Origin of the sequence: Micromonospora sp. NPDC005686 (assembly GCF_042871665.1) — a bacterium.
In the GTDB taxonomy this organism is placed as follows: Bacteria; Actinomycetota; Actinomycetes; order Mycobacteriales; family Micromonosporaceae; genus Micromonospora.
This window is the reverse complement of the sequence record NZ_JBIAIY010000003.1, coordinates 469,571-493,662: the sequence shown is the minus strand read 5'-3', so window position 1 is coordinate 493,662 and position 24,092 is coordinate 469,571. Positions and strand designations below refer to the sequence as shown.

At 74.5% G+C, this 24,092-nt stretch carries 22 protein-coding genes; 7 read left to right on the top strand and 15 right to left on the bottom strand.

Annotated elements, in window-relative coordinates; all coding sequences use genetic code 11:
• Nucleotides 1-72: 72 nt before the first annotated feature.
• On the bottom strand, nt 73-1,467 hold the full coding sequence (locus tag ACFYON_RS09400) for a fatty acid--CoA ligase family protein (RefSeq protein ID WP_354863690.1): 1,395 nt from the start codon (nt 1,465-1,467) through the stop codon (nt 73-75).
• Nucleotides 1,468-1,747: 280 nt separating this feature from the next.
• Here ACFYON_RS09400 and ACFYON_RS09395 point away from each other — a divergent pair, with 280 nt between their 5' ends.
• A complete protein-coding gene (locus tag ACFYON_RS09395) occupies nt 1,748-1,891 on the top strand; it encodes a hypothetical protein (protein WP_354863692.1) in 144 nt (47 codons plus the stop codon).
• 13 nt (nt 1,892-1,904) lie between these two features.
• Here the strand turns inward: ACFYON_RS09395 and ACFYON_RS09390 are convergent, their stop codons facing one another.
• The 8 genes from ACFYON_RS09390 to ACFYON_RS09355 are packed head-to-tail and all read right to left on the bottom strand — an operon-like array spanning nt 1,905 to nt 9,595.
• Nucleotides 1,905-3,152, bottom strand: a complete 1,248-nt coding sequence (locus ACFYON_RS09390; protein WP_354863694.1) for a beta-ketoacyl synthase N-terminal-like domain-containing protein — start codon at nt 3,150-3,152, stop codon at nt 1,905-1,907.
• Nucleotides 3,149-4,420: a beta-ketoacyl-[acyl-carrier-protein] synthase family protein gene (locus ACFYON_RS09385; protein WP_354863696.1), complete on the bottom strand. Its 1,272-nt coding sequence runs from the start codon at nt 4,418-4,420 to the stop codon at nt 3,149-3,151. The genes ACFYON_RS09390 and ACFYON_RS09385 overlap by 4 nt, the downstream gene beginning before the upstream one ends.
• Complete coding sequence (locus tag ACFYON_RS09380; protein WP_354863698.1) at nt 4,417-4,827, bottom strand: cupin domain-containing protein; 411 nt, start codon at nt 4,825-4,827, stop codon at nt 4,417-4,419. The genes ACFYON_RS09385 and ACFYON_RS09380 overlap by 4 nt, the downstream gene beginning before the upstream one ends.
• Nucleotides 4,824-5,531, bottom strand: a complete 708-nt coding sequence (locus ACFYON_RS09375; RefSeq protein ID WP_354863700.1) for an SRPBCC family protein — start codon at nt 5,529-5,531, stop codon at nt 4,824-4,826. The genes ACFYON_RS09380 and ACFYON_RS09375 overlap by 4 nt, the downstream gene beginning before the upstream one ends.
• Nucleotides 5,528-7,039: an acetyl-CoA carboxylase biotin carboxylase subunit gene (locus ACFYON_RS09370; protein ID WP_354863702.1), complete on the bottom strand. Its 1,512-nt coding sequence runs from the start codon at nt 7,037-7,039 to the stop codon at nt 5,528-5,530. Before ACFYON_RS09370 ends, ACFYON_RS09375 begins: the two co-directional genes overlap by 4 nt.
• Entirely contained in the window at nt 7,039-7,599 is a 561-nt protein-coding gene (gene accB / locus ACFYON_RS09365) for an acetyl-CoA carboxylase biotin carboxyl carrier protein (protein ID WP_387188325.1), read from the bottom strand. Before accB ends, ACFYON_RS09370 begins: the two co-directional genes overlap by 1 nt.
• Nucleotides 7,500-9,245, bottom strand: coding sequence for an acetyl-CoA carboxylase carboxyltransferase subunit alpha (locus tag ACFYON_RS09360; RefSeq protein WP_354863706.1), 1,746 nt, complete (start codon nt 9,243-9,245; stop codon nt 7,500-7,502). Before ACFYON_RS09360 ends, accB begins: the two co-directional genes overlap by 100 nt.
• Entirely contained in the window at nt 9,242-9,595 is a 354-nt protein-coding gene (locus ACFYON_RS09355; RefSeq protein WP_354863708.1) for a TcmI family type II polyketide cyclase, read from the bottom strand. The genes ACFYON_RS09360 and ACFYON_RS09355 overlap by 4 nt, the downstream gene beginning before the upstream one ends.
• A gap of 433 nt (nt 9,596-10,028) precedes the next feature.
• Between ACFYON_RS09355 and ACFYON_RS09350 the strand changes: the two genes are divergently transcribed.
• The 5 genes from ACFYON_RS09350 (at nt 10,029) to ACFYON_RS09330 (ending at nt 14,065) form a co-directional block, all read left to right on the top strand.
• Complete coding sequence (locus tag ACFYON_RS09350; RefSeq protein WP_387188531.1) at nt 10,029-10,829, top strand: BTAD domain-containing putative transcriptional regulator; 801 nt, start codon at nt 10,029-10,031, stop codon at nt 10,827-10,829.
• 62 nt (nt 10,830-10,891) lie between these two features.
• Nucleotides 10,892-11,239 carry a TcmI family type II polyketide cyclase gene (locus tag ACFYON_RS09345; RefSeq protein WP_354863712.1) on the top strand — a complete coding sequence of 116 codons (348 nt, stop codon included), beginning with the start codon at nt 10,892-10,894 and terminating at the stop codon, nt 11,237-11,239.
• Between the two features lie 243 nt (nt 11,240-11,482).
• Nucleotides 11,483-12,445, top strand: a complete 963-nt coding sequence (locus tag ACFYON_RS09340; protein ID WP_355095109.1) for a helix-hairpin-helix domain-containing protein — start codon at nt 11,483-11,485, stop codon at nt 12,443-12,445.
• A gap of 58 nt (nt 12,446-12,503) precedes the next feature.
• A complete protein-coding gene (locus ACFYON_RS09335) occupies nt 12,504-13,751 on the top strand; it encodes a low temperature requirement protein A (RefSeq protein WP_355095111.1) in 1,248 nt (415 codons plus the stop codon).
• A 107-nt stretch (nt 13,752-13,858) separates the two neighbouring features.
• Nucleotides 13,859-14,065, top strand: a complete 207-nt coding sequence (locus tag ACFYON_RS09330) for a hypothetical protein (RefSeq protein WP_013286658.1) — start codon at nt 13,859-13,861, stop codon at nt 14,063-14,065.
• Nucleotides 14,066-14,230: 165 nt separating this feature from the next.
• Here the strand turns inward: ACFYON_RS09330 and ACFYON_RS09325 are convergent, their stop codons facing one another.
• The 5 genes from ACFYON_RS09325 to ACFYON_RS09305 form a co-directional block, all read right to left on the bottom strand.
• Entirely contained in the window at nt 14,231-16,309 is a 2,079-nt protein-coding gene (locus ACFYON_RS09325; RefSeq protein WP_355095113.1) for an amino acid transporter, read from the bottom strand.
• A gap of 161 nt (nt 16,310-16,470) precedes the next feature.
• On the bottom strand, nt 16,471-17,106 hold the full coding sequence (locus tag ACFYON_RS09320; RefSeq protein ID WP_355095115.1) for a hypothetical protein: 636 nt from the start codon (nt 17,104-17,106) through the stop codon (nt 16,471-16,473).
• Between the two features lie 14 nt (nt 17,107-17,120).
• Complete coding sequence (locus ACFYON_RS09315; RefSeq protein ID WP_355095117.1) at nt 17,121-17,438, bottom strand: PadR family transcriptional regulator; 318 nt, start codon at nt 17,436-17,438, stop codon at nt 17,121-17,123.
• Nucleotides 17,439-17,504: 66 nt separating this feature from the next.
• The gene (locus ACFYON_RS09310) at nt 17,505-18,275 is read right to left on the bottom strand and encodes a DUF5995 family protein (RefSeq protein ID WP_354863723.1); all 771 of its coding nucleotides are present in this window, start codon (nt 18,273-18,275) and stop codon (nt 17,505-17,507) included.
• Between the two features lie 114 nt (nt 18,276-18,389).
• Nucleotides 18,390-21,329, bottom strand: coding sequence for a helix-turn-helix transcriptional regulator (locus ACFYON_RS09305; protein WP_387188535.1), 2,940 nt, complete (start codon nt 21,327-21,329; stop codon nt 18,390-18,392).
• Between the two features lie 187 nt (nt 21,330-21,516).
• On the opposite strand from ACFYON_RS09305, the gene ACFYON_RS09300 reads away from it, so the two are divergent.
• A complete protein-coding gene (locus tag ACFYON_RS09300; RefSeq protein WP_354863727.1) occupies nt 21,517-23,619 on the top strand; it encodes an AAA family ATPase in 2,103 nt (700 codons plus the stop codon).
• A 73-nt stretch (nt 23,620-23,692) separates the two neighbouring features.
• Here ACFYON_RS09300 and paaI read toward each other — a convergent pair whose 3' ends face one another.
• Nucleotides 23,693-24,091, bottom strand: coding sequence for a hydroxyphenylacetyl-CoA thioesterase PaaI (gene paaI / locus ACFYON_RS09295; protein ID WP_354863729.1), 399 nt, complete (start codon nt 24,089-24,091; stop codon nt 23,693-23,695).
• Between the last annotated feature and the right edge of the window lies 1 nt (nt 24,092).

The following is a 24,092-nucleotide window of genomic DNA, read 5'->3' as shown; positions in this document are numbered from 1 at the left end:
CGGGGCGGGATTCGGGGTGGACCGGACGTCCGGCGGGCGTGCGGCGGGCGTGCGGCTCGTACAGGGGGCCGGTCACGACGCCGCGTCCCGCAGCGCCGGGACGGACCGGACCAGCTTTCCGGTGGTCGTGCGGGGCATCTGGTCGAGCAGGCGCAGGGTGCGGGGACGCTTGAAGCCGGCCAGCCGTTCGGCGATCAGCTTGTCCAGCGTCTCCTCGGTCAGCGAGCCGTCGGTCTGCGCGTACGCGGTGATGCCGTCGTCCCAGACCACCACCGCGGCGGTGACGCCGGGCAGCCCGGCGACCGTGGCCTCCACCTCGGTCAGGTCGACCTTCAGGCCGCCCACCGACACCTGCGAGTCCAGCCGGCCCTTGATGGTGACCAGGCCGGTGTCCGGGTCGACCGCGCCCGCGTCGCGGGTGTGCAGCCAGCCGTCGGCCCAGCGGGTCGGGTCGGCCGGCCCGACGTACGGGTTGTCCGGACAGGACACCCACAGCTCACCGTCGCGCTCGCGTACCTGGATGCCGGGGGCGGGCGCGATGGCGGGCCGGTGCCGCCCGTACAGGTCGGTGCCGATGACGCCGACCTCGGTCATCCCGTACATGTTGCCCAACGGCACGCCGTAGCGGTCGGTGAACGCCTTCGCCACGGCGGCGGACACCAGCTCGCCGCCGGTGGTCATGCGCTTGAGCTGGGGCAGCGGCCCGGCCGGGGTGGTGGAGGCGAGCAGCCCGATGTGGAACGGCACGCCGAGCACCGTGGCCGGGGTGTCCTGCGCGGCGACGGCGGCGAGGATCGCGTCCCCGCTGAGCCGTTCCGGCGGGCACAGCTCGACGCCCGCGTGCAGCCCGTAGAGCAGGCCGCCGACCAGGCCGAGCACGTGCACCATGCTGGGCAGCAGGATGATCCGCTCACCGGGCAGCGCGACGCCGTCGATGCGGGTGTAGCGGTGCACCTCGGCGATCAGGTCGGCGGCGGTGCGGCCGATCACCTTGGACGGCCCGGTGGAGCCGGAGCTGAGCTGGATCACCGCGTGCGGGCTGCCCGCCGGGCGGTCGGAGTACGCGCTGACCCCGGCGGTGACGTCGACGAAGATCCTCAGCGCCCCGCCACCGGAGCGGGCCGGTGCGACCACCACCTGCGGGCCGAGCCGGCGCAGCGCCTGGTCGACCTCGTGGTCGGTGAGCCGGTGGTCGAGCAGCACGGCCTGGGCGCCGGTACGCCAGGTGGCGAGCAGATACGCCACGTACGCCAGCGAAGGCGGAAGGCGCAGCGCGGCGGCGCCTCCGGCGCGCAGCCCGGCCTCGGCGAGCGCCGCCTGCGCCTCGCCGACGAGCCGGCGCAGCGTGCCCTTGTCGACCGGTTCGGGCAGGCGGAGGCAGACATCGGTGTCGTGTCCGGTGAACAGGATGTCGTCCACCCAGTCCGTCGTCGAGGCGGGATCCTCCGCCACGGGATGTGCAGTCACGACCAGCCACCGTTCCACTGAGGAACTGGGCGATCCGCCCAGCGGTACGTCGTTCGGGTACGGACGGAACCCTACGGCGGCCCTTTTTGCATCACCAGATGCAAATGGCTAGATCAAAAACGGCGGCTGGGTGGATTGCTCAGGCTCGATCGGACAGGCAGGATCGGGCGCACGCCGGCTTGGTGGCCCGCCGGCTGTGCCGCCCTGCGCGCTGCACGGCGGGTTGAGGTGCGGCCGCGCGGGGAACTCCGCTTCCGGCGGACCGAGGTGGCCCGCCAGGATGATCGGAGGAACCATGCGCGGTCTCTACCTGGTCCTGCTGGTCGTGCTGATCCTGGTGCTGATCGGCCTGCGGCTGTGGCTGCCCGGCCGCGCCCGGGAGGCCGGTCGTTCACTGCGCCGCCGCGCCGACCGGCGGAGGTGACCTGCGCCGGCGCTCAGCCGGTGACGGTCGGCGGGGGCGCGGCGCCGCGCAGCACCAGCGCGCTGTTGAACCCGTCGAAGCCGCGCGCTCCGACGAGCGCGATCCGGCTGCGCGGCGGGCGGGGCTGCCGCAGGAAGGGCAGCTCGCAGCCGGGCGCGGGCTCATCCGGGCCGGCCGAGGCGGGCAGCATGCCGCGCCGGAACGCCAGCAGCGCGGTGGCCGCGTCCAGCGCGGACCCACCCTGGTGGGCCCGGCCGGTCAGCGGCTTCTGCGTGGTCACCGGCGGGGTCCGGGCCCCGAACACGGTACGCAGCGCGGTCGCCTCGGCCCGGTCGTACGCGGGCACGCCGAGCGCGTCCGGCCAGATCACGTCCACGTCGTGCGGGCGTACCCCGGCGCGCTCCAGCGCCAGCCGCAGCGCGCGGGCGTAGTGGGCCGGGTCGGGGCCGGTGGCCGGGTCGGTGGGCGCGGCGTCGTGGGTGGCCGCCCAGCCGGTGATCTCCCCGTAGACGCGGGCGCCCCGGGCCAGCGCGTGCCCGAGGTCCTCGACCACGAACACCGCGCCGCCCTCGGCCGGCACGTAACCGCTGGCCGCGACGTCGAACGGCCGGTACGCGCGCTGCGGGTCGGCCACGTCGCTGAGCAGGCCGGAACGCAACTGGCAGGCCAGCGCGTACGGGCTGAGCGGGCACTCGGTCGCCCCGGCGATCACCACCGGCGTGCCCCGGCGGACGGTGCGCACCGCGTGCGCCAGGCTGTCCAGCCCGCCGGCCGACTCGGACACGGTCACCCCGGACGGTCCCTTGAACTGGTGGCGGATCGACAGCTGGCCGACGCTCGCGGCGTAGAACCAGGCGATCGACTGGTACGCCCCGACGGTGCGGCTCGGCCCGCCCCACAGCCGTTGCAGTTCCCGCTGCCCGAACAGGTTGCCGCCGGAGGAACTGGCGAGCGTGACCGCCCACTTGTACGGGTCGGGCGACACCTCGGGCAGCCCGGCGTCGGCCAGCGCCAGCTTGGTGGCGGCGAAGCCGAGGTGGGTCCACCTGTCGGTCTGCACCCGCTGCCGGGTGTCGCTGAACCCGGCCGGGTCGAAGCCGGCCACCTCCCCGGCCACCCGGGTCGGGTAGCGCTGCGGGTCGAACAGCGTGATCGGCCCGGTGCGCCGGGTGCCGGCGACCACCGTGTTCCAGTGCGCCTCGGCCCCGATGCCGCTGGGCGCGACCACGCCGATGCCGGTGACCACGGCCCGGGCGGTCATGACGGCGTCACCGCGAGCCGGCGGAACACCATCGCCGACTGGAAGCCGCCGAATCCGCTGCCCACCGACAGCGCCACGTCCACCGGCACCTCCCGGGCCTCGTTCGGCACGTAGTCCAGGTCGCACTCCGGGTCGCGGGTGGTCCAGTTCGCCGTGGGCGGGACCACGCCGTACTCGATGGCGAGCGCGCAGGCGGCCATCTCGATGGAGCCGATGGCGCCGAGCGAGTGGCCGACCATCGACTTGATCGAGCTGATCGGCACCCGGTACGCCGTCTCCCCCAGCGCCCGCTTGAACGCGGCCGTCTCGTGTCTGTCGTTCTGCCGGGTGCCGGAGCCGTGCGCGCTGATGTACGAGACGGCCGCGGGGGCGAGCCGGGCCTGACGCAGCGCGTCGCTGATCGCCACGGCCATCTCCGCGCCGTCGGGGCGCAGCCCGGTCATGTGGAAGCCGTTGCTGCGGCCGGCGTACCCGGCGACCTCGCAGTAGACGTGCGCGCCCCGGCGGCGGGCGTGCTCGGCCTCCTCCAGCACCAGCACCGCGGCGCCCTCGGCGAGGACGAACCCGTGCCGGTCGGCGTCGAACGGCCGGGAGGCGTGCTCCGGGTCGTCGTTGTCCGGGCTGGTCGCGCCGATCGCGTCGAACGAGGCGACGGTCACCGGGGAGATCGGCGAGTCGGCGGCGCCGGCCAGCACCACGTCGGCCTCGCCGTCGGCGACGAGCTGGTGGGCGTACCCGATGGCGTCGATGCCGGAGGTGCAGCCGGTGGAGATCACCTGCGCGGGGCCGTGCAGGCCGTGCCGGCAGGCCACGTCGGCGGCCAGGCTGCTGGGCACCAGCGCCTGGTAGAGGTACGGCCCGCCGAGCGCGTGGTCGACCAGCCAGTGCCGGCCGGAGTCGCTGACCCGCACGTACTCCTGCTCCAGGGCCGTGGTGCCGCCCACGGCGGTGCCGAGCACCACCCCGGCGCGTAGGCGCTGGGCGTCGGTGAGAACCAGGCCGCTGTCCGCGAGCGCCTCGGCGGAGCAGGCGAGCGCGAACTGCACGTACCGGTCGGCGCGCTGCCGTTCGGCGAGCGTGATCCCGGCGGCGTCCGGGTCGAAGTCGCACTCGGCGGCGATCTGGGACCGGAAGGGCGACGGGTCGAAGAAGCTGATCCGCCGCGTCGCGGTGCGCCCTTCGGTGATCGTCTTCCAGAAGCGGTCCCGGGTGGCGCCGCCGGGCGCGACGACGCCGATGCCGGTGACCACGGTGCGCCGGCCGGTCACGACGGCTCCCGTGGCGGCGGCGCCGCGCTCTCGGTGTCGACGTGGCCCAGTTCCGGACGGGGCGCGAGCGGTCCGAGGTGGAACACCACCTCGGCGGGCTCGTCGCCGGTGTTGCGCAGCCGGTGCCGCACGTCCTTCGGCACGTAGAGCGCCTCCCCGGCGGCGAGCGGCACCGGCGCGTCGTCCAGGTCGACGGTGATCACGCCACGGGCGACGTAGAGGAACTCCTCGCTGTACGGGTGATAGTGCTCGGCGATCCGCTCCCCGGGGGCGAGCGTGGCGACGCCCATGAAACCGGAGGTGCTGCCGACCGTCTTCGGGCCGAGCAGCACCCGCAGCTCCCCGCCGCGGCGGCGGTCGGCGGGTACGTCGTGGACGGAGACGCGGGCGGTGGTGGTGTCGGTCATCGCGCGCCTCCCGCGTGCGCCCGCTCGACCTTCTCCTTGATCACGGCGAGCTGGATCCCGCTGTTGGTGTTGATCCGGTCGGTCATGCCGGCGTTGTCGACGGGCGCGTCCGGCTTCATCGCGAAGTCCTGCGTCCACGTCATCCGGGTGCCGACCGGGGTCTCCTCGTACCGCCAGTGGATGCGCATGTACTCGAACGGGCCGGTCTCGACGCGCCGGGCGTGCACCTCGCGGGCGGCCGGGTCGGCGGTGCGCTCGCTGACCCAGCTCCACGACACGCCGTTGGAGTCCGGGTGCATGGTGAGCCGGAAACGCACGGTGTCGCCGTCGCGGTGCAGGATCTCCGCCACCGCGTACTCGGTGAACAGGTCCGGCCACCGGGCCACGTCGTTGGTGATCTCCCAGACCAGCGGCAGCGGCGCGGCGATCTCCACGGAGTTCTCGGTGTGCCCGGGTGGATCCGAGCTGCGGGCCACCAGGTCGGCGACGCCGGCGATGCTGAGCTGCCCGGCCTGTTCGGGGATCTTCACCCGCCACCTGTCGGCCACCACCGCCGACAGTTCGAGCAGCGCCAGCGAGTCCATGCCCAGCTCCTCCAGGCTCGCCGCGGGCGCGTCGGCGGCGGCGTCCGGGTCCAGGCCGCAGTGCGTGACCAGGATGTCGGTGATCTCGCGGGTGAGCGGGCGGTCGGGGGCGACTGTCATCGGTTCCTCCAAGTGGTCGGGCCTGCGGCGGGCACGGCGCTGACGGGGGTACGGCCGTCCGGTCCGGTCGCGCCGCGCGGGTCGGGCACGACGGCCCGCGCCGGGGACGCCGCGACCGTGCCGTCGGCGGGCGGGGTGTCGGGCGGGGCGTCGTCGGCGGGTGGGGTGAGCAGCCGTTCCACCAGGGCGGTGGTGTGCCGGGCGGCGCGGAACGCCGGGTCGCGCAGCACCCGCCGGGCGAACGGGATGGTGGTACGCACGCCGGGGCCGGCCACGTCGAACTCGGCCAGCGCCCGGTCGAGCCGGTCCAGCGCGGCGTCCCGGTCCGGCGCCCACACCGCGACCTTGGCCAGCAGCGAGTCGTAGTGCGGGCTGACCAGGTAGCCGGCGTGGCCGTGGGTGTCGACCCGGGTGAACGGGCCGCCCGGCGGCCGGAACCGGTCCAGCCGGCCGGGGGCGGGCGCGAAGTCGCGATCCGGGTCCTCCACGTTGACCCGGCACTCGATCGCCACGCCGTGCAGTCGGACGTCGGACTGGCGCAGCCGCAGCGGGGTGCCGTACGCCACGTGCAGCTGTTCCTGCACGAGGTCGATGCCGGTGACCATCTCGGTGACCGGGTGTTCCACCTGGATCCGGCAGTTGATCTCCAGGAAGTGGCAGCGTTCGGCCTCGTCGACCAGGAACTCCACGGTTCCGGCGCCGGTGAAGCCGACCGACAGCGCGCCGCGCAGCGCCACCTCGGCGACGGTGTCCAGGGTGGCCTGCCGCAGCGCGGGCGCGGGCGCCTCCTCGATCAGCTTCTGGTGCCGGCGCTGTACCGAGCAGTCCCGGGTGCCCAGGTGCACGCCGTTGCCGTGGCCGTCGCAGAGCACCTGCACCTCGACGTGGCGGGCGTCGGCGAGGTACCGCTCGACGTACACCCGGTCGTCGCCGAAGGCGACCTGCGCGGCGGCGCGGGTCCTGGCGTACGCGCGGGGCAGCTCGGCGGCCGAGCGCACCACTGTCATGCCGCGCCCGCCACCGCCCGCCGCTGCCTTCACGATGACCGGGTAGCCCACCTCGGCGGCCACCTCCTGCGCCTCGGCGACGGTGGGCAGCGTCCGGACGCTGCCCGGCGGCAGCGGCAACCCGGCCCCGCTCATCAGCGCCCGCGCCGTCGACTTGTCCGCGAGCGCGGCCATCACCTGCGGCGGCGGGCCGACGAAGACCAGGCCGTTCTCGGCGCAGATCTCGGCGAAGTCGGCGTCCTCCGACAGGAAGCCGTAGCCGGGGTGCACCGCCTGCGCGCCGGTCTGCCGGGCGGCCTCCACGATCGCCGCCGCGTTGAGGTAGCTGCGGCGGCTGGCCGCCGGGCCGATGCGTACCGCCTCGTCGGCGAGCCGCACCGGCAGCGAGTCGGTGTCCGCGCTGGAGTGCACCACCACGGTGCGCACGCCGAGTTCCCGGCAGGCACGCAGCACCCGCAGCGCGATCTCGCCCCGGTTGGCGATCAGCACCTTGTCGAACATCAGCAGTCCTGTCCGGTGACCGGCTCCAGGGCGATCAGCGGCTGGTCGTACTCGACGGGCTTGCCGTCGTCGACGAGCACCTCGACCACCCGTCCGGCCTGGCCGGCGGTCACCTCGTTCATCAGCTTCATGGCCTCGACGATGCCGACCACCTGGCCCGGGCGGACCATGTCGCCGACCGCGACGAACGGCATCGCCCCGGGCTCGGGGGCCCGGTAGAACGTGCCGACGACGGGTGAGCGCACGGCCGGCCGGTCGACCGCCGGCAACCGCGCGGGCAGGGCCTCGCCCGGTTCGGCGGCGCGCTGCGCCGGGAGCGCCGGATCGTGCCATTCGACCTCCAGCACCGACTCGCCGCTGCGCAGCCGCACCCGGCGCACCGGCCCGGCCAGGTCGGCGACGAGTTGGCGGGCCTGCCGGCGCAGCCCGTCGAGCACCTGCTCGGCCTCGGCGTCGGCCATCACGCCACCTCCGCCCGGCCACCGGCCGGGGAGGCAGCCGGCGGCGACGCCGCAGACGTGCCGGCCGGGGACGGTCCGGCGGAGCGGGCCGCGCCGAATCGGCGGAAGCGCTGCCTCCGGCGGCGGACCAGGGTGGCCGGCGGGACGGTGAGCAGCGGGGCGAGGTTCGCCGCGACCGCCCGGCGCAGCAGCTCGGCGGCGCCGCCCGGGTCGGCGTGCGCGGCCGGGCGTGGCTCCGGCACCAGTTCGTCGACCACGCCGAGGCGGCACAGGTCGGCGCCGGTGAGCCGCAGTGCGCGGGCTGCCTGCGGGGCGGCCGAGCTGTCCGGCCAGAGGATCGCCGCGCAACCCTCCGGGCTGATCACCGAGTAGACAGCGTGTTCCAGCATGAGCACCCGGTCGGCGACCGCGAACGCGAGCGCGCCGCCGCTGCCGCCCTCCCCGGTGACCACCGCCACCACCGGCGTGGGCAGCACCGTGAGCGCGAGGATGTTCTCCGCGATGGCCGCCGCCTGGCCCTGCTGCTCGGCGCTCACTCCCGGATCCGCGCCGGGCGTGTCCACCAGCGTCACCACCGGCAGCCGCAGCCGCGCCGCGAGACGCATCAGCCGCAGCGCCTTGCGGTGCCCGGCCGGGCTGGCCATGCCGAAGTTGTGGGTCACCAGCTCGGCTGTGGTGTGACCCTTCTGGTGGCCGATCACCATCACCGGCCGGCCGTCCAGGCGGGCGATGCCGCCGACGACCGCCGTGCAGTCCGCGCCGAGCCGGTCGCCGTGCAGCTCGACGAACCCGTCGAACGCGGTCTCCAGGTAGTCCAGTGTGGTCGGCCGGCCCGGGTGCCGCGCCGTGCGTACCGTCTCCCAGGGGTCGCGGTCCGGCCGGGCGGTCACGGTCGACGCGGTGGCCGGGCGCGGCGCGGGCGCTGTCTCCGGCGCGCGGCGGCCCGAGTCGGCGGCGGCGAGCAGCGCGGCCAGCCGGCCCCGCAGCGCGTGCCGGGGCACCACCATGTCCACCTGGCCGTGCCGCAGCAGGTACTCCGCGGTCTGGAAGCCCTCCGGCAGCTTCGCGCCGGTGACCTGGCGGATCACCCGGGGGCCGGCGAAACCCAGCCGGGCGCCGCTCTCGGCGAGCACCAGGTCGGTGTTGGTGGCGAAGGAGGCGGCCACCCCGCCGTACGTGGGATCGGTGACCACGCTGACCGTGAGCAGGCCCGCCTCGCGCATCCCCGCGAGGGCCTGGCTGACGGTGGCCATCTGCATCAGCGACAGCGCGCCCTCCTGCATCCGGGCGCCGCCGGACGCGGTCACCAGCACCAGCGGGACGCCGTCGGCGAGAGCCCCCTCGGCGGTCCGGGTGATCAGCTCACCGACCGCGCAGCCGAGGCTGCCGCCGAGGAAGCGGAAGTCCATCACCGCCAACGCGACCGGGTGCCCGCCCAGCCGGGCGGTGCCGCAGAGCACCGCCTCGTCCAGGCCGGTCGCCGCGCGGGCCGCGGCGAGCCGGTGCGGGTACGGCAGCTCGTCGACGAACCCGATCGGGTCGACGCGTGCCGCCGGGTCGGGCAGCGGGACGAACGAGTCCGGGTCGGTCAGTTGCGCCACCCGGTCCGGCGCGTCCAGCCGCGCGTGCGAGCCGCACTCCGGGCAGACGTCCAGGTTGCGGCGCAGCCGCTTGCGGTAGAGCAGCGACGCGCACCCGTCGCACCTCGACCAGAGTTGTTCGTCGCGCGGGGCGGTGGTGGTCACTGTGGCCGCCCGGCGGTGTCGCGCAGGTGGGCCGGCGCGTCGTACCGGTAGAAGCAGTGCGCCATAGCGTCGCGCGGCGAGCGCCAGGTCGGCAGGTACGGCGAGATGTACGGCCGCAGCCGCTCGCTGATCCGGACGAACTCCGGATGTCCCCGGGCGTCCTCCACAGCGCCCTGCGCCGGCGTCTCCGTCTCCAGCAGATGGACGTAGAGGTCGTGCAGCCGGTACAGCGAGCGGTGCCGGACGCCGACCAGGCCGGGCAGCTCGGTCGCGTCGGACTCGGCGAAGATCTCGGCCACCCTGTCCTCGGCCGTCGGCACCACCTTGGCGACGATGAGCGAACGGTCCATTCGCGCCTCCTGCGTACGTCCCGGTGCGCGGCGAACCGGTCGCGCCGCACGGATCGCCACACGGTCGCGCCGACGGCGTCTACCGGGCGTCAACCGGGCCCGCCGCGCCACAGAGAGATGGTGACGCTGCGTTGACGCAAGCTGTGCGTGAGCTATGCGAAGATCGCCTTCCGGTCCCGGCTGGGCGACACTTATTCGCAGATCACAGCCGTGTAACCGGCCCACGGAGAGCAGTCGGGTGAACGACCGTGCGTTGACTGAGAGTAACAGGCATTGATATTCTCCGTCTCGGTCAGCCCGGCCATCGTGGAGGTTTCCCGGCCGCGGCGGAGGCGTTCCGACACCCGCGTCGCGGGCGGCGGTCCGGGCAACGGATAACGGTCGGGACGAGGGTTCCGGTGCTGGGGGGTTCGCCGTGTCGGGTGGGTCGAGAATGCCGACGGCGGGCGAACCCGCGCCCCGGGTGACACTGCGCCTGCTCGGCGGCTTCCAGCTCCTGCACGACGACGCGCCGGTGGTCGTACCCCGGGGGTTGCAGCGCGTCATCGCCCTGATCGGCCTGCGTCCGGCCGCGACCCGCAGCCATCTCGCCGGGCTGCTGTGGCCGGAGACGCCGGAGGAGCGGGCGCTGTCGTCGCTGCGTACCGCGCTGTGGCGGCTGCGGCAGGATCCGTGCTGCCCGCTGCGCACCGACGGCGACACCGTCCGCCTCGGGCCCACCGTCCGTCTCGACGTGGACGACCTGGTGGAGACCGCGACGCTGGTTCGCGAGGGCGCCGTCCCGCGCGGCGCCACCGGCGCGGGACGCCACGACCTGCTCCCCGGCTGGTACGACGACTGGGTGCTGCTGGAACGCGAACGGCTGCGCCAGTTACGCCTGCACATGCTGGAGGAGCTGGCCGGCAACCACCTCACCGCCGGGCGGCACGGCGAGGCGCTGGAGGCCGCGCTGGAGGCGATGGCCGCCGAGCCGCTGCGGGAGACCCCGCACCGCCTGGTGGTGCGCATCCACCTGGCCGAGGGCAACGCGTTCGAGGCGGTCCACTCCTTCTACGTCTACCGCGACCTGCTCCTGCGCGAACTGCGCCTGGAACCGTCCCCGGCGATGACCGCGCTGCTCGACGACACCCTCGCGCCGATCCGCCGGGCCAGCCGCCCGGACCCGCCGCCGCCGCGCCGCACGAACCGGTCCGCCAAGGCGGCCCCCCCATCAATGCCCCGGGGTACGCGGTGACGGCGAGGTGACAGCGCGACCGGCACGGTGAGCGCAGGACCGCGGCGGCGAGAGGGGTCACGATGAGTCGACTGTTGGTGGTCAGCCGGATCGTGCCGGGCGCACAGGGACGGGTGGCGCAGATCTTCGCCGAGGCCGACGCCACCGAACTTCCCCACCTCACCGGCGTCCGGCACCGGTCCCTGTACTACCTGCACGATCTGTGCGTCCATCTGATGGAGACCGTCGACGTCGCCCCCGGCCTGACCGGGGAGCTGCGCGACAACCCGCTGTACGAGCAGGTGAACAAGCGGCTCTCCGCACACACCTCGGCGTACCTGCCGACCTGGCACTCCCCCCGCGACGCCGTGGCCGGCTGCTTCTACAGCTGGGACGCCGCCGAGGCGCCCGCGCCCGGCCGGATCCACTAGACCGGCCACGGGCGACGGACGGGGCGCCCCGGAACCACGCACGGCACCCGGGTTCCGGGGCGTCTCCCCCCGCCGTCGCCGGCCTCCTGCGACGCACGCTCGGTCACCCGCCGGCCACCGGCCGACACCTCCGGTCCCACCGGCGCGGCCCGACCCCGGCCTGCCTGTCGTACGCCGCGCGCGTGTGCGAAGCTGCCCCGAGTCTTTCGCCCTCGTCGTGCACGTACATAGAAGGAGGTGGCCATGCCGTCGAGCTTCGGGCAGTGGCTGTTCGTGATACTGGCCCTGCTCATCGGATTCGGCGCCGGCTGGTTCGTCGTCGGCCGCCGGTCCGGCGCACCGGCGCCGTCCTCGGCGGAGACCGCCCCCGAGGTGACCGCCACCGTCGACGCGCCGAGCCCGGTCGCGGTGGTCGACGAGCCCCCGGCCACCGCGACGGTTGCCGAGCAGCCCGCGCCCACCGAGGCGGTGACCGCCGAGCCGGCCGTGGCGACCGCCCGTTCCGCCGACGAGCCGTCGCCGGTAGTCGCCGAGACGGAGCCCTCCCCGGTGGCCGCCGAGCCCGTCGCCGAGGCCGAGCCGGTTTCCCTCACCGCCGATCGTCCGGCCGAGGCGCCGGCCTCCACGTTCGTCGGTGCGGACCAGCCCGCGACGGCCTCGACCGCCACCGATGTGGACGAACCGGCCGGGTCTCCGGCGCTCGTCGCCGAGTCGGAGCCCTTCGCGGCGGAGCCGGAGCGCGCCCCCGTCGCCGTGCCGGCGCAGTCGACGCTCGCCGACGAGCCCGACGCCACGGCGTCGCCGGCCGGCCCGGCCGCAGAGCCCACCGCGGATGCCACGCCGGCTGAGACGCCCGAGGCGGACGAGCCCGTCAAGGCCGTCGAGCCGGTCGCCGCCGCGCCGACCGTCGTGCCCGCGCCGCGCGCGTCGGCCGAGAACGACGTGCCGGCGGACGCGGCCGACACCGCGCCGGACGACTTCCGGCGGATCCAGGGCATCGGGCCGAAGCTGGCCGCCGCGCTGCAGGAGGCCGGGATCCGCACCTACCGGCAGCTCGCCGAGCTGGACGAGGCCGCGCTGCGGCAGACCGTGAAGGCCGCCGGGCTGCGGGCCGCGCCCGGTCTGGCCACCTGGCCGCAGCAGGCGAAGGTGCTGGCGGGCGCGCCCGCCGACGCCGAGCGGGTGCTGCCGGCCGGCGCCGAGTAGTCCGCATCCGCAATCCGGGCCGGTGGTGACGGTGGTCGCCGCCGGCCCGGCGTGTTCCGTGGGCCGATCCCGGCTCGGCCCGGCCGCACCGCAGCCGGCCCGCGACGTGCCCACCGCAGCGCCGGAGCCCGCTGGCCGACCGCCGGTCCGCGACCCGGAGGCGCCGCGCCGGGTGACCCTGCTCGAACTCTTCTTCGACCTGGTCTACGTGGCCGCGCTCGCGTTGATCTCGCGCAACCTGGTCGGGTCGGTGACCTGGGAGCGGGCCGGCGAGTCGCTGGTCATGCTGATGGCGATCTGGTGGACCTGGGCGATCACCACGCTGGTCACCGACATCTACGATCCGCAGCGCACCGAGATCAAGCTGCTGATCGTGGCGGTGATGTTCGGCGCGCTGCTGATGACCACCGCCATCCCGGAGGCGTTCGGCGCCCGCGGGCTGGTGTTCGCCGGCACGTACGTGGCGATCCATCTCGGACGCGGGCTGTTCCTCATGCCCGCCGTGCGGCGGCACCCGCAGAGCAACAAACGGGCCCTGCGCATCTTCGTCTGGTTCGCCGTGTCGGCCGTGCCGTGGCTGGTCGGCGCGCTGGCCGCGCACGGCACCGCACGGCTCCTGCTCTGGTTCGGCGCCCTGGCCATCGACTATCTGGGATTCCGGCTGGCGTACCCGGTGCCGGTCCTGGGTGCGGTGCCCGACTCGCAGCGCAACGTGACCGCCGAGCACCTGTCCGAGCGGTACCAGCAGTTCTTCATCATCGCGCTCGGCGACGCCGTGCTGGTGGCCGGCACCGTGTTCAGCCTGCACCACTCCGAGGTGGAGAACCTGGTCGCCTTCACCGTCGCGTTCGCCACCACGCTGCTGCTCTGGCGCATCTACGTACACAAGTCCGGCGAGCTGCTGCCGCACGCCATCGCCCGGGCCGACCGGCCGAACCGGTTCCTCAACACCGCGCCGTACACGCATCTGCTGATGGTGGCCGGGGTGGTGACCACCGCGGCGGGCTTCGACCTGGTCCTGCTGGAGCCGAACGGCCACACGCCGCCGGCCTGGCTGGCGGTGATCCTCGGCGGGCCGGCGCTGTTCCTGACCGGGCGGGCCGCCTTCGAGTACGAGGTGTTCAGCCGGGTGTCGTCGTCCCGGCCGGGCGGGGTGCTGGCGCTGCTCACGATCGCCCCGGCCGGGTTGTACCTCGCGCCGGTCCACACCTCCGCCGGGGCGACGCTGGTGCTGGCCGGGGTGGCGTTCGCCGACTACCGCCGCAGCCGGGGCCGCCCGCCCGAGGAGCCGATGCCACCGCACTGAGGTAATCGGAATCGGCCGCGTCGGCACGGCTGCGCCGTTTGGCGGATCACCCGCACGGGGTACATGGCCTCCACCTCGAATCACCACGACCCCAGTGGAGGCAACTGATGCGCGGCACCTCGATAGTCGGCGTCCTGGTCGTCATCTGGCTCATCATCGGCGCCATCGCCGCCGGTCAGCGCGGCTACTACGGCAACGACGAAACCAACTGTGCGGAGGCGGGCACGATCCTGGTCACCATCGTGGCCGGTCCGCTGAACTACATCGGCGCCAACCCGAAGGTCGACTGCAAGCTCCCGGAGCCGTCGAAGTAGGCCGCCGCCTCCGTACTTCCCCTCCCGGCCCGCGCCCGCCTGGCGAGCGCGGGCCGTTCCGTGCCCGCCGCGTGGCCGGTCACCAACCCTCAGCCGTCCTAGGAGGCTGGGTCTCGCCCGGTTCGCCCGCCCGGCCGGTGGGCACGGCAGCGGTCCCCCCGCGCCTCAGCCGCCGACGTGGATGCCGGGGCGGCGGGTCGGGTCCGGCTCGGACTTGCGGATGATCTCCCGCACCACCGGTGGCGTGTCGCCCCGGCCGAGGATGAGGTAACGCAGGAGGTGCGCGATCGGACTGCCCTCCGACCACTCGAAGTGACAGTGCGGGCGTACGCCGGTGGCGTCGCGCAGGGCCAGCAGGATCGCGGCTATCGCGTTCGGCGCGGCCGGACTGCTGGCGCGCAGGATCCGGTAGCCGCCGGATTCCACCCCGTGCACCCGTAGCACCTGGCTGAACTGGGACGGGTCGCTCACGTCGATCTCCAGGAACAGCACGTCGGCGGCGCCGGGCACCGGGTTCATCGACCGCTGGGCCCGCTCCTTGACCCGGTACTCCTTGACCGACCCGCTCTGCCTCTTGTGGGCGATCAGGTGCAGCCGCCCGTCCCGGGCGACCGACTCGTCGACGAAGCGGCGGGCCGGCTCGTCGAACTCGATCCGCTCGGCGCGCAGCTCGGTGGTGCGGGTGACCCGGGAGATCAGCGACACCGCGACGATCCCGGCGATGAAGAACCCGGAGATGGTGATCCCGTCCGGCTTCTCCACCACGTTCTCCACCAGCGCGTACAGCAGCACGGCGGTGAGCAGCGCGAACCCCGCCGAGGCCGCGCGGCCACGAGCCCGCCACGCCGCGATGGTGACCGCTATCGCGCCGGAGACCATCATCGCGAGGATGCCGGTGGCGTACGCGCCGGCCTGGGCGTTCACGTCGGCGGAGAAGGCGATCGTGATGGCGATGCTGATCGCGGTGTAGACCAGCACCACCGGGCGCACCGCCCGTCCCCACTCCGGCGCCATGCCGTACGACGGCAGGTAGCGGGGCACGATGTTGATCAGCCCGGCCATCGCCGACGCCCCGGCGAACCAGAGGATGAGCACGCTGCTGATGTCGTACGCGGTGCCGAACGCCTTGCCCAGGTGCTCGTGGGCGAGGAACGCCAGCGCCCGCCCGTTGGCCGGCCCGCCGGGGGCGAACGCCTCGGGTGGGATCAGCACCGTGGTGACGAACGTGGTGGCGACCAGGTAGACCGACATGATCAGCGCGGCGGCGGTGAGCAGCCTCCGGGTGTTGCGGATCCGGGCGTCCAGCCGCCGCTGCGGGTCGTCGCCCTCGCCGCGCACCAGCGGCATCATGCTCACCCCGGTCTCGAAGCCGGACAGGCCGAGCACCAGCAGCGGGAACGCGAGCACGCTCGTGACCAGGACGTCGCCGGGCCCGCCGGTGCGTGCCAGCCGGCCGGTCCAGTCGCCGAGCAGGCCCGGTTCGGCGACCACCTCGGCCACCCCGGCGACCACCACCACCGCGTTCAGCGTCAGGAACGCCGCCACGAGCGGGATCGCGACCTGCACGGCCTCGCTGAACCCGAGCAGGAACACGCCACCGAGCACGAGCAGCAGCAGCACCGTGACCAGCACCGCCACCGCGCCGCCGTGCGGGAACGACGCGGGCAGGACCGGGTTCTCCAGCAGGTGCACGCTGGCGTCGGCGGCGGAGAGCGTGATCGTGATGATCCACGAGGTCGCGACGAAGCCGAGCAGCACCAGCACGAAGATCTTTCCGCGCCAGAACGGCAGCAGCCGCTCCAGCATGGCCACCGAGCCCTGCCCGTGCGGGCTCTCCCGGGCCACCCGGCGGTACATCGGCAGCATCCCGAGCAGGGTCAGCGCCACGATCAGCAGCGTGGCCAGCGGGCTGAGCGCGCCGGCCGCCACGGCGGCGATGCCGGGCAGGTAGGACAGCGTGGAGAAGTAGTCGACACCGGTCAGGCACATCACCTGCCACCACGGGTGGGACCGGGTCTGGTGCTCGCCGACCTCCGGGCCGACCGGCTCGACCCGGTGCGCGAACAACCACCTGCGCAGCCGCCCGGCGGGGGCAGCCGGCCGCGCCGGGGCCGCCACCCGTTCCGGCAGTTCCGGCGCGGTATGGCCGGCGTGACGCCCGGCCCGGGCCGCTGCGGCCGCGTGCGCCTCCCGGCGCCGGTCCCGCGTACGCCTGGGCTGCTCCGCGCCCCCCGCCTGCCCCATTCGCACCCCTTCGTCCCTGCACAGACGGTAGGGGTTGCGGCGGTCCGGTCCCGGCCGAACCGCGCAAAGATCCGATGCTCGGACGTACCCGTGCGGCTGTTGAGGCCGCTGCTGCCGACGGATCGCCACGATGAAGATGTGGCTACGCGATCTCGCTCGCTCTAATCCCTGACCCAGACGAATATGTCCCAGCCGAAGCCACTGAGAGCGATGGCCAGCACAACGGCGCTGACCGCCGTCGCGGTCACGGAGAGCCGCCGCCGCCGGCGGTCGTTGCCGGTAAGCGCGTGGACGAGTGACCCTGCAGCGAGGACAGCTCCGAGCACCCAGCCATGAAGCATCATGTACAGCTGCGAGGTCATGAACAGCCAGGTGAAGGGGTTGAGCAGGGAGAAACCGAAAGGCACGAGGTCCTTGGGGTCGTGCATCTCGTGGGTGAGTTCATAGTGGCCGAGTCCCAACCGGATCCGGCTGACGGCGTACAACACCAGCACGACCGCATACAGACCGCCGGATCCCAACTGCGTCACCGCAAGGCCGGTACGCACGCGGGGCGCACCGGCTGCCCGGACGGCCAGCGCGATGTTCCCTGGCGCAAGCACTGCTGTCCCCTTCCTGGTGGTAGCGGCAAGTTGGAGGGCTGCCACTGCGGTGCCGAGAGCGAGCCGCAGCGGAGACAGTCCCATGTCGGCGGCGCCGCGTATGTCCGCCTCCCACTGTTCGCGGTAGCGCGAGCGGGCATCGGAGACCGGCAACGCGGCCGAGGCAAACCGGCTGACGGCCAGAGCGAGGCGCATTCGGCGGGATGCTGTCATCGGGCCAGGTCCGGCCGAGTGGTGGAGATCCGGAGCGTGCGCCGCTGAGCGGCGCGTTGGCAGATCCGGCGAGCCTCGGTCGCCCCGTCGCGCGTCAGTACGTACAGTCGCCGCCGGGCACCCTTGCGATCCTGGTCATCCCAGGAGGACGTGACCCATCCGGCTCTCTCCAGGCGGTCCAACAGTGGGTAGACCGTGCCGGACGGCCGGCCGGTGGCCTTGATGATCTCCAACCCCCATCGCGGCTGCTCAGAGTCGAGCAGGACGGTCAGGACGTCAACGGTTGCCCTGCCTATACGTGCGAGCGGTTCCATGGGCCTTAAACTACATGTGTAGATTAGCGACGTCTACCAGAGACTCCAAGATCCACGAGACACGGCCTACTGCAGGAACGCCCCGAGGGGCGACAGCAGCAGCCGACCGAGCAGCGCGGCGTTGTCGTCCAGCCGCGTCCGCTCACATTCGCGGGCCTCCGGGTCGTGCCGGCAGCGCCAGATCTTCTGCGCGTTGCGCCAGGCCACGTTCCGGGTGTACGCCACCAGTTCGCCCTGGTACCAGTCGTCGATGTCGCCGTTCACCATGTCGATCATGAGCTGCCAGTTGTCCAGGTAGCCGCGGCGCAGCTCCGGGATCCGCTCGGCGAAGATCTTGTTGATCTCGAGGTAGTCGTGGTGCTGGTCGCTGCCGTCGATCGGCTCGGACTCCAAGCTGTCGAACGTGGTCACCAGCGCGAACGGCAGGTCGTAGTTGATGTGCGCGTTGACGCCCGCGGCGGCCGACGGCAGCGGCCGGGCGTCCGGGCCACGCATCCGCCGCAGCAGGCAGGACCACGCCTTCGGGGTGCTGGGGCTGGAGTCGGTCCAGAACCGCAGCGCCTCGAAGTAGCGGGCCGCGAACTCCACGTCCAGCCGCGCCAGGAAGGCGGGGTCGCGGAACCGGTCGTCGTACAGGCCGTCGAGCACCGTGCTGGTGATCACCAGGTAGAGCTTGTTGAAGTCGGCGAGCGGGCAGCTCTCCAGAAGCGGCGGCAGCCGGACCAGCAGATCCTGCAACTTGGTCAGATGGTCCACGACCGCGGGCACGTCGGCGGGATGATCGGCGAGCAGGCCGACGATGTCCTGGTGCACAGGATCCCAGACCGGTTGGGTCATCTCTCCTCCACAACGGCCGGCGCCCCCACGACGCCACCACCCCTGTTCCGCCGGAGAGCCTGCCAGCCACCGTCCACAGGGGGATCCGTCGAACGACGTATTGCCGACGTACGCCTATTCCGCGCCGTTGCGCAGGAAGATGGCGCTGGCCTGCACCCGCGTGCGTACCTGGAGCTTGTCGAAGATGTGCGAGACGTGAACGCCGATGGTCCGCTCGCTGATGAACAGCCGCTGGCCGATCTCCCGATTGGTCAGCCCCTCGGCCACCGCGGCGAGCACCTCCCGCTCCCGCGCGGTGAGCGTCGCCAGCTCGTCCACCGCCGTCCCGGCGGGCGCCGCCACCCGCTGCCGGGGCACCGGCGCCGGGGCAGGCGCGGCGTCCACCGTCACCCGGGCCCGCGAGGCGATGGTACGGATCTCCGCGGTCAGCGGCACCGCGCCGAGCGACTGGGCCACCGCGTACGCCTCACGCAGCAGGTCGCCGGCGGTGGCCAGGCGGCTGCGGCCGGCCAGCAGCGCCTCGGCCTGCCGCAACCGGGAGTACGCGGCCGGATAGGGGTGGTTGCGCCGGTCCCACTCGGCGGCGGAGCGCTCCCACAGCGCGGGGTCACCGCGCCCGTCGTCGAGCCGGCTCAGCTCGGCGTGGCAGAGCGCCAGGAACCCCTCGGCGACGTACCGCACCGGGGCGCCCGCGTTGGCGCTCTTGCCGGTCACCCGGTCGACCGCGGCGCGTAGCCGGCGTACCGCGTTCGGGTCCACAGCGATCGTGCGGCCGGCCGCCGCCTCGGCCTCCGCGCGCAGCCCGTGCCAGGCCAGCGTGGCCAGCACGATCACGTCGTCGGACCGGCTCTCGGTCAGGCCCCGCTGCACGGCCTGCCGGGCCAGGTCGTGCCGGCCCTGCCACATGGCCAGTCCGGCACGCAGGATGAGCATCGGCAGCACGTGCCGGGCCCCGCCACCGGCCAGCACCGTGGCGACCGCCTCCAGGTCGCGGTCGGACGCCTCGACGTCGCCGTACCCGACGGAGAGCCGGCACCGGGCCAGCAGCAGCTCGACCGCGTCCGCCCCGGACGGGCGGTGCCGCAGCGCGGCGGCGACCACCTTCTCCGCCTCCGCCCACTGCCCCACCCGGAACAGCCCGTTCGTCGCCACCGCCAGCAGCCGGGTCTCCCAGGTGCGGCCGAGCCCCAGCTCGGCGACTCGGTCGGCGCCCCGGCGGGCCACCACCACCCCCTCCTCGAGGATGTTCAACGGCCCGGTGAGCAGCTCGGCCAGGTGCAGGTACGCGCAGGCCACGTCCTCCGGCCGGCCGGAGGACTCGGCGGTCTCCAGCGCCTGGCGCATCACCGCCAGCCCGGCCGCCGGATCCTCCAGGAACGCCTCGCTGAACCCCAGCGCGGCACTGGCCATCACCACCTCGGAGGCGGTGCCGGGCACGTCGGCGGCGAGCGCCAGCGCCTCCCGGGCCTGGTCGCCGGCCTCGGCGTAGCGGCCCAGGTGCAGCAGCAGCTCGGCCAGCCGGGCGGCGGCGGCGCACCGCTCCTGCGACGTGCAGTCGGGCGAGGTCAGCACCAGCCGATACTCCTGCTCGGCGGGGGCCGAGCGGCCGGCCGCGGCCAGGTAACGGGCCCGGCGGATGCGCAGCGCGCAGACCGGTGGCCCGGACGGGTCGTCGGCCAGCTCCTCCAGCAGCGTCAGGGCGCGGGCGTGCTCCCCGCTGTGGTGCGCGGCCTCGGCGGTGTGGCTCAGCAGCTCGGCCCGGTCCACGGCGACCGGCTCCGGCAGCACCCCGTCGGGCGTGACCGCCGCCGGCTCGGTGGCCAGGGTCAGCGCGGCCGACCAGTGGCGGTGCGCCTCGGCGTACCCGTGCAGTCGTTCCGCCTCGCGGGCCGCGGCCATCGCGGCGGGCAGCGCCCGGGCCGGCTCGCCGGCGTGCCGCCAGTGGTGCGCCAGCCGGGCCTGGTGCAACTCGGCCGGCACGGCGGTGAGGGCTTCGGCGTAGCGGCGGTGCAGCGCGGCCCGCTCGGCGGGTAGCAGCTCGTGGGCCAGGACCTCGGCGACCAGCCGGTGCCGCAGCTGGTAGCCGTCGTCGGCGCCGACCAGCAGCCGGTGCGCGACCGCCTCCCGGACCGCGTCGAGCAGCTCCTCCTCGGGCAGCCGCACCACCTGGGCCAGCAGCCAGTGCCCGACCGGCTCGACGCCGACCGCCACCGCGTGCACCACCGCGTGCGCAGACTGGGGCAGCGCGTCGACCCGGTCGAGGAAGACCTCGCGCAGCGTGTCGGAGAGGCCGTCGCGGCCGTCGCGCCGGTCGCGGGCCAGCTCCTCCACCACGAACGGATTGCCACCGCTGCGCTGCCAGAGCTGGTCGGCGGCCTCCGGCGGCAGCGGTTCGCCGACCACCGCGGCGGCCAGCTCGTCGGTGGCGGACCGGTCCAGCGGCAGCAGGTCGATCACCCGCACCGACCGCAGCCGGCGCAGCTCGGTGAGCACCCGGCGCAGCGGATGCGCGCCGCGCAGCGACTCGGCCCGGATCGCGGCCAGCACCGACAGCTGGAGGTCGCCCAGCCCGGCCAGCAGGTAGAGGATGAGCTGCCGGGTGCTGCGGTCGACCCACTGCAGATCGTCGAGGACGAGCACCAGCGGCCGTCCGCCGGCCACCAGGTGCAGGCCCTGGGCGACGCGTTCCAGGAGCGCCCCGGCGCCGTCCGGACCGGGGGCCTCCTCGTCGAAGACCTGCAACACCGCGCGGATCGCCGCTGTGGTGCGCGCCTCGGCCTGCTCGGCGTCGAGCCGGCGCAGCGCCTGCCGTACCGGGTGCAGCGGCGAGGCGTCTCCGATGTCGAGGCAGGCGCCGGTGAGCACCACCGCCCCGGTCTGCCGGAGCTGCTCAGCGACCTCGGTCAGCAGGCGGGTCTTGCCCACCCCGCTCTCGCCGGTGAGGAACACCGCGCCGGTCTGCCCGGGCCCCAGGTCGTCGTGCAGCGCCGACCGCAGCGTCGCCATGGTCCCGGTACGGCCGACGAGCGGTGCGGTGTCCAGGTCGCCGGCCATGGGACGCAGCCTAGTCACCGCTTCCGCGCCGTTCTACGGCCTTGGGGCCGGACTGGTACCTCTCGCGTCGACTACACGACTAATGGTTGCGGGTGCCCGACATACGTCGTCCTACAGATCCCCCGAGAACCCGGTGGTGGAAGTCTGCGGAGGTCGTCAGGTACCGGAATCGGGAAAGGGTGGTGCGATGTCGATCACCACGCCCGCGTGGAGTCGGGAAGCCGTCATGGCGGCATGCCGGCCGGTGCCCGAGGAACGACGTGTCGTGACCGTCCTCTTCGTCGACATCGTGGGCTCGACCCGGCTGGTCGAGCGGCTCGACCCGGAGGACGTCCGGGCGTTGCAGCGCGCCTACTTCGGCACCGTGGCCTCGGTGCTGCGCCGCTGGCGGGGCGTGGTGGAGAAGTACGTCGGCGACGCGGTGATGGCGTTGTTCGGCGCGTCCGATTCGGACGGTCTCAACGCGTACCGGGCGGTGCGGGCCGGACTGGACATCCAGGCCGCGCTGGCGCGCCGGCGTCCGGCCGGCGTCCGGCTGCGCGTGCGGGTCGGCGTGGCGACCGGCGAGGTGCTGCTGGACCTGGCCGAGGTCCGCGACGGCGGCCACGGTGCGGCGAGCGGCGCGGTGATCACCACGGCGGCCCGCCTGCAGGAGCACGCGCCGCCCGGCGGGGTCGTGCTCTGCCCGGTCACCCGGAGCGCCGTGGCCGGCCTGGTCGAGCAGCGTCCACTCGCCACGCTGACGCTCGCCGGCAAGGCGCTTCCGCTGGACGTGTGGCGGGTGACCGGGCCGGCCGGGAGCAGGACGCCCCGGCACCGCGACCCGCTGGTGGGCCGCCGCCGCGAGCTGGCGAGCGCTGTCGAGGAGGTGGCCCGGGCGCTGCGCGAGCGGCGTCCCCGGTGGATCTCCCTGGTCGGACCGCCGGGCAGCGGCCGCAGCCGGCTGCTGCACGAGGTGACCCGTGCCGTGTCGAGCGTGGACGGATTGCCGGTGCTCCGGCGGGTGACGTCCTGCCCGCCGTACCCGTGCGGGGAGCTGGCGCCCCTGGCCGACCTGGTCCGTCCCCGGCCGGACGACGCGGTCGCGGAGCCGGGCGGCCTTCTCGCCGCGTTCCTGGCCGCGCCGGACGACGACACGGTGGCGGCCCGCGCCGTCGTGGCCTGCCGCGAGACGCTGCTCGGCCTGGCCGCCGACGCGCCGATGCTGGTCGCGCTGGACGACCTGGACCGGGCCGCGCCGGCGCTGCGCCGGTTCCTGCACCAGCTCTACGTGGCGGCGGGTGAGCGCGGACTGCCGCTGGCGGTGGTCACCACCAGCGGCGCCGGGGCGGCCGACCCGCTGCCCGCCCCGACGCGGCGGATCCCGCTGGAGCCGCTGGGGCCGGTGGACACCGGGCGGCTGCTGCGGCACCTGCTCGACCGGGCCGGCCGGCCGGCCGCGCTCGCCGCGCGGCTGGTTCCGCTGGTCGGCGGCAATCCGGCGGTCGCGTCCGCGTACGCGGGCGCGGACCCGGCCGGCGAGCCCGGTGGCGTGCCGGCCGCCGCGCGCCGCCTGGTGGACGCCCGGCTGGACCGGCTCGACGGTACGCACCGGGCGGTGCTGCTGGCCGGGACCGCCCGCGGTGGCCCGGTCGGGGCCGCGGTGGTGGAGGCGATGCTCGGCTGGCCCGTCGGCCGGGCCGAGCCGGTGCTGCGGGCGCTGGCCGCGGCCGGACTGGTCCACCCGATCGCGGTGGGCGGCTGGGCGGTCGACGGGCTGGTGGCGCGGGTGGCCGCGCTGCGGCTGTCCCGGGCGGTACGGGCGGACTTCGCCCGCCGCCTGCGCGACACGGAGGACTCCGCTGCCGGCCGCGTGCCGGGAGCGGGAACCGGCGTCCCGTCCCGGGGCGCCGACGAGCGGGCCGTCTGCCCGCTCGGGGCGGGACGGTCGCGCCGGTCGGGTGGAGGGGCCCGACCGGCGCCCGTCCCGCCGAACCGGCTGGACCGGGCCGACGCGCTCCGTCCGGCACCCGGGCGGGCCGGCTCCGGACGCCCGGACCGGGACGGTCCGCTTCGGGCGGTGCCCGCGCAGCCGGTGCGCGCCGGACCCACGACAGGGATCCTCCCGCGTGCCGCGGGGCGGACCGGGTGGCGGAACGTCCCGCGATCCGACGTCACGCCCGGGCGATGGCCCGGCCCGTCACCGGCGGTCACGGCGTGGCCGGAGCAGCGGACCGGACCGCCCGGAGGGTCGGGCGGGAACCGGCGAAGGACCGAGCCCGGCGGGCGCCCGCTCGGGCTGGCCGCATGAGCGTGACGTCCGGGTCGGAGCGGGCACGGGGCCACTCCGGCCTGGACGTCACCGCGCGGCCGGTCGGTCCGGGTCAGTCGCGGGCGATGGTGCGGCTGCGTCCCCGGAACTCGGCCACCACCTCGTCGCCGCGCCGTACCGTCACGTCGTAGATGCCGCTGCGGCCGTGCCGGACCCGTTCGGTGGCGTACGCCTCCAGCAGGTCGCCCTCGCGCACCGGGCGCAGGAAGCTGATCTCGCCACCGGCCGCCACTGTCGCCGGGCCGTGGCTGTTGCAGGCCAGCGCGAACGCGGTGTCGGCGAGCAGGAACACGAAGCCGCCGTGCCCGATCGCGTGCCCGTTGAGCATCGCCGCGGTGACCCGCATCCGGGCCACCGCCGCGCCGTCGCCGGCAGACACGAGTTCGATGCCGAGCCCCTTGGACGCCACGTCGGCGTCGAACATGTCGTGTGCCGCGGTACGGCCGGCCATC

Bases quoted from the DNA above. Each gene is read 5' to 3' on its own strand.
- ACFYON_RS09395 (WP_354863692.1), top strand. From the start codon at position 1,748: ATGATCGGAGGAACCATGCGCGGTCTCTACCTGGTCCTGCTGGTCGTG.
- ACFYON_RS09390 (WP_354863694.1), bottom strand. From the start codon at position 3,152: ATGACCGCCCGGGCCGTGGTCACCGGCATCGGCGTGGTCGCGCCCAGC.
- ACFYON_RS09380 (WP_354863698.1), bottom strand. From the start codon at position 4,827: ATGACCGACACCACCACCGCCCGCGTCTCCGTCCACGACGTACCCGCC.
- ACFYON_RS09375 (WP_354863700.1), bottom strand. From the start codon at position 5,531: ATGACAGTCGCCCCCGACCGCCCGCTCACCCGCGAGATCACCGACATC.
- ACFYON_RS09370 (WP_354863702.1), bottom strand. From the start codon at position 7,039: ATGTTCGACAAGGTGCTGATCGCCAACCGGGGCGAGATCGCGCTGCGG.
- ACFYON_RS09355 (WP_354863708.1), bottom strand. From the start codon at position 9,595: ATGGACCGTTCGCTCATCGTCGCCAAGGTGGTGCCGACGGCCGAGGAC.
- ACFYON_RS09350 (WP_387188531.1), top strand. From the start codon at position 10,029: ATGCCGACGGCGGGCGAACCCGCGCCCCGGGTGACACTGCGCCTGCTC.
- ACFYON_RS09345 (WP_354863712.1), top strand. From the start codon at position 10,892: ATGAGTCGACTGTTGGTGGTCAGCCGGATCGTGCCGGGCGCACAGGGA.
- ACFYON_RS09340 (WP_355095109.1), top strand. From the start codon at position 11,483: ATGCCGTCGAGCTTCGGGCAGTGGCTGTTCGTGATACTGGCCCTGCTC.
- ACFYON_RS09330 (WP_013286658.1), top strand. From the start codon at position 13,859: ATGCGCGGCACCTCGATAGTCGGCGTCCTGGTCGTCATCTGGCTCATC.
- ACFYON_RS09325 (WP_355095113.1), bottom strand. From the start codon at position 16,309: ATGGGGCAGGCGGGGGGCGCGGAGCAGCCCAGGCGTACGCGGGACCGG.
- ACFYON_RS09320 (WP_355095115.1), bottom strand. From the start codon at position 17,106: ATGCGCCTCGCTCTGGCCGTCAGCCGGTTTGCCTCGGCCGCGTTGCCG.
- ACFYON_RS09315 (WP_355095117.1), bottom strand. From the start codon at position 17,438: ATGGAACCGCTCGCACGTATAGGCAGGGCAACCGTTGACGTCCTGACC.
- ACFYON_RS09310 (WP_354863723.1), bottom strand. From the start codon at position 18,275: ATGACCCAACCGGTCTGGGATCCTGTGCACCAGGACATCGTCGGCCTG.
- ACFYON_RS09305 (WP_387188535.1), bottom strand. From the start codon at position 21,329: ATGGCCGGCGACCTGGACACCGCACCGCTCGTCGGCCGTACCGGGACC.
- ACFYON_RS09300 (WP_354863727.1), top strand. From the start codon at position 21,517: ATGTCGATCACCACGCCCGCGTGGAGTCGGGAAGCCGTCATGGCGGCA.
- paaI (WP_354863729.1), bottom strand. From the start codon at position 24,091: ATGGCCGGCCGTACCGCGGCACACGACATGTTCGACGCCGACGTGGCG.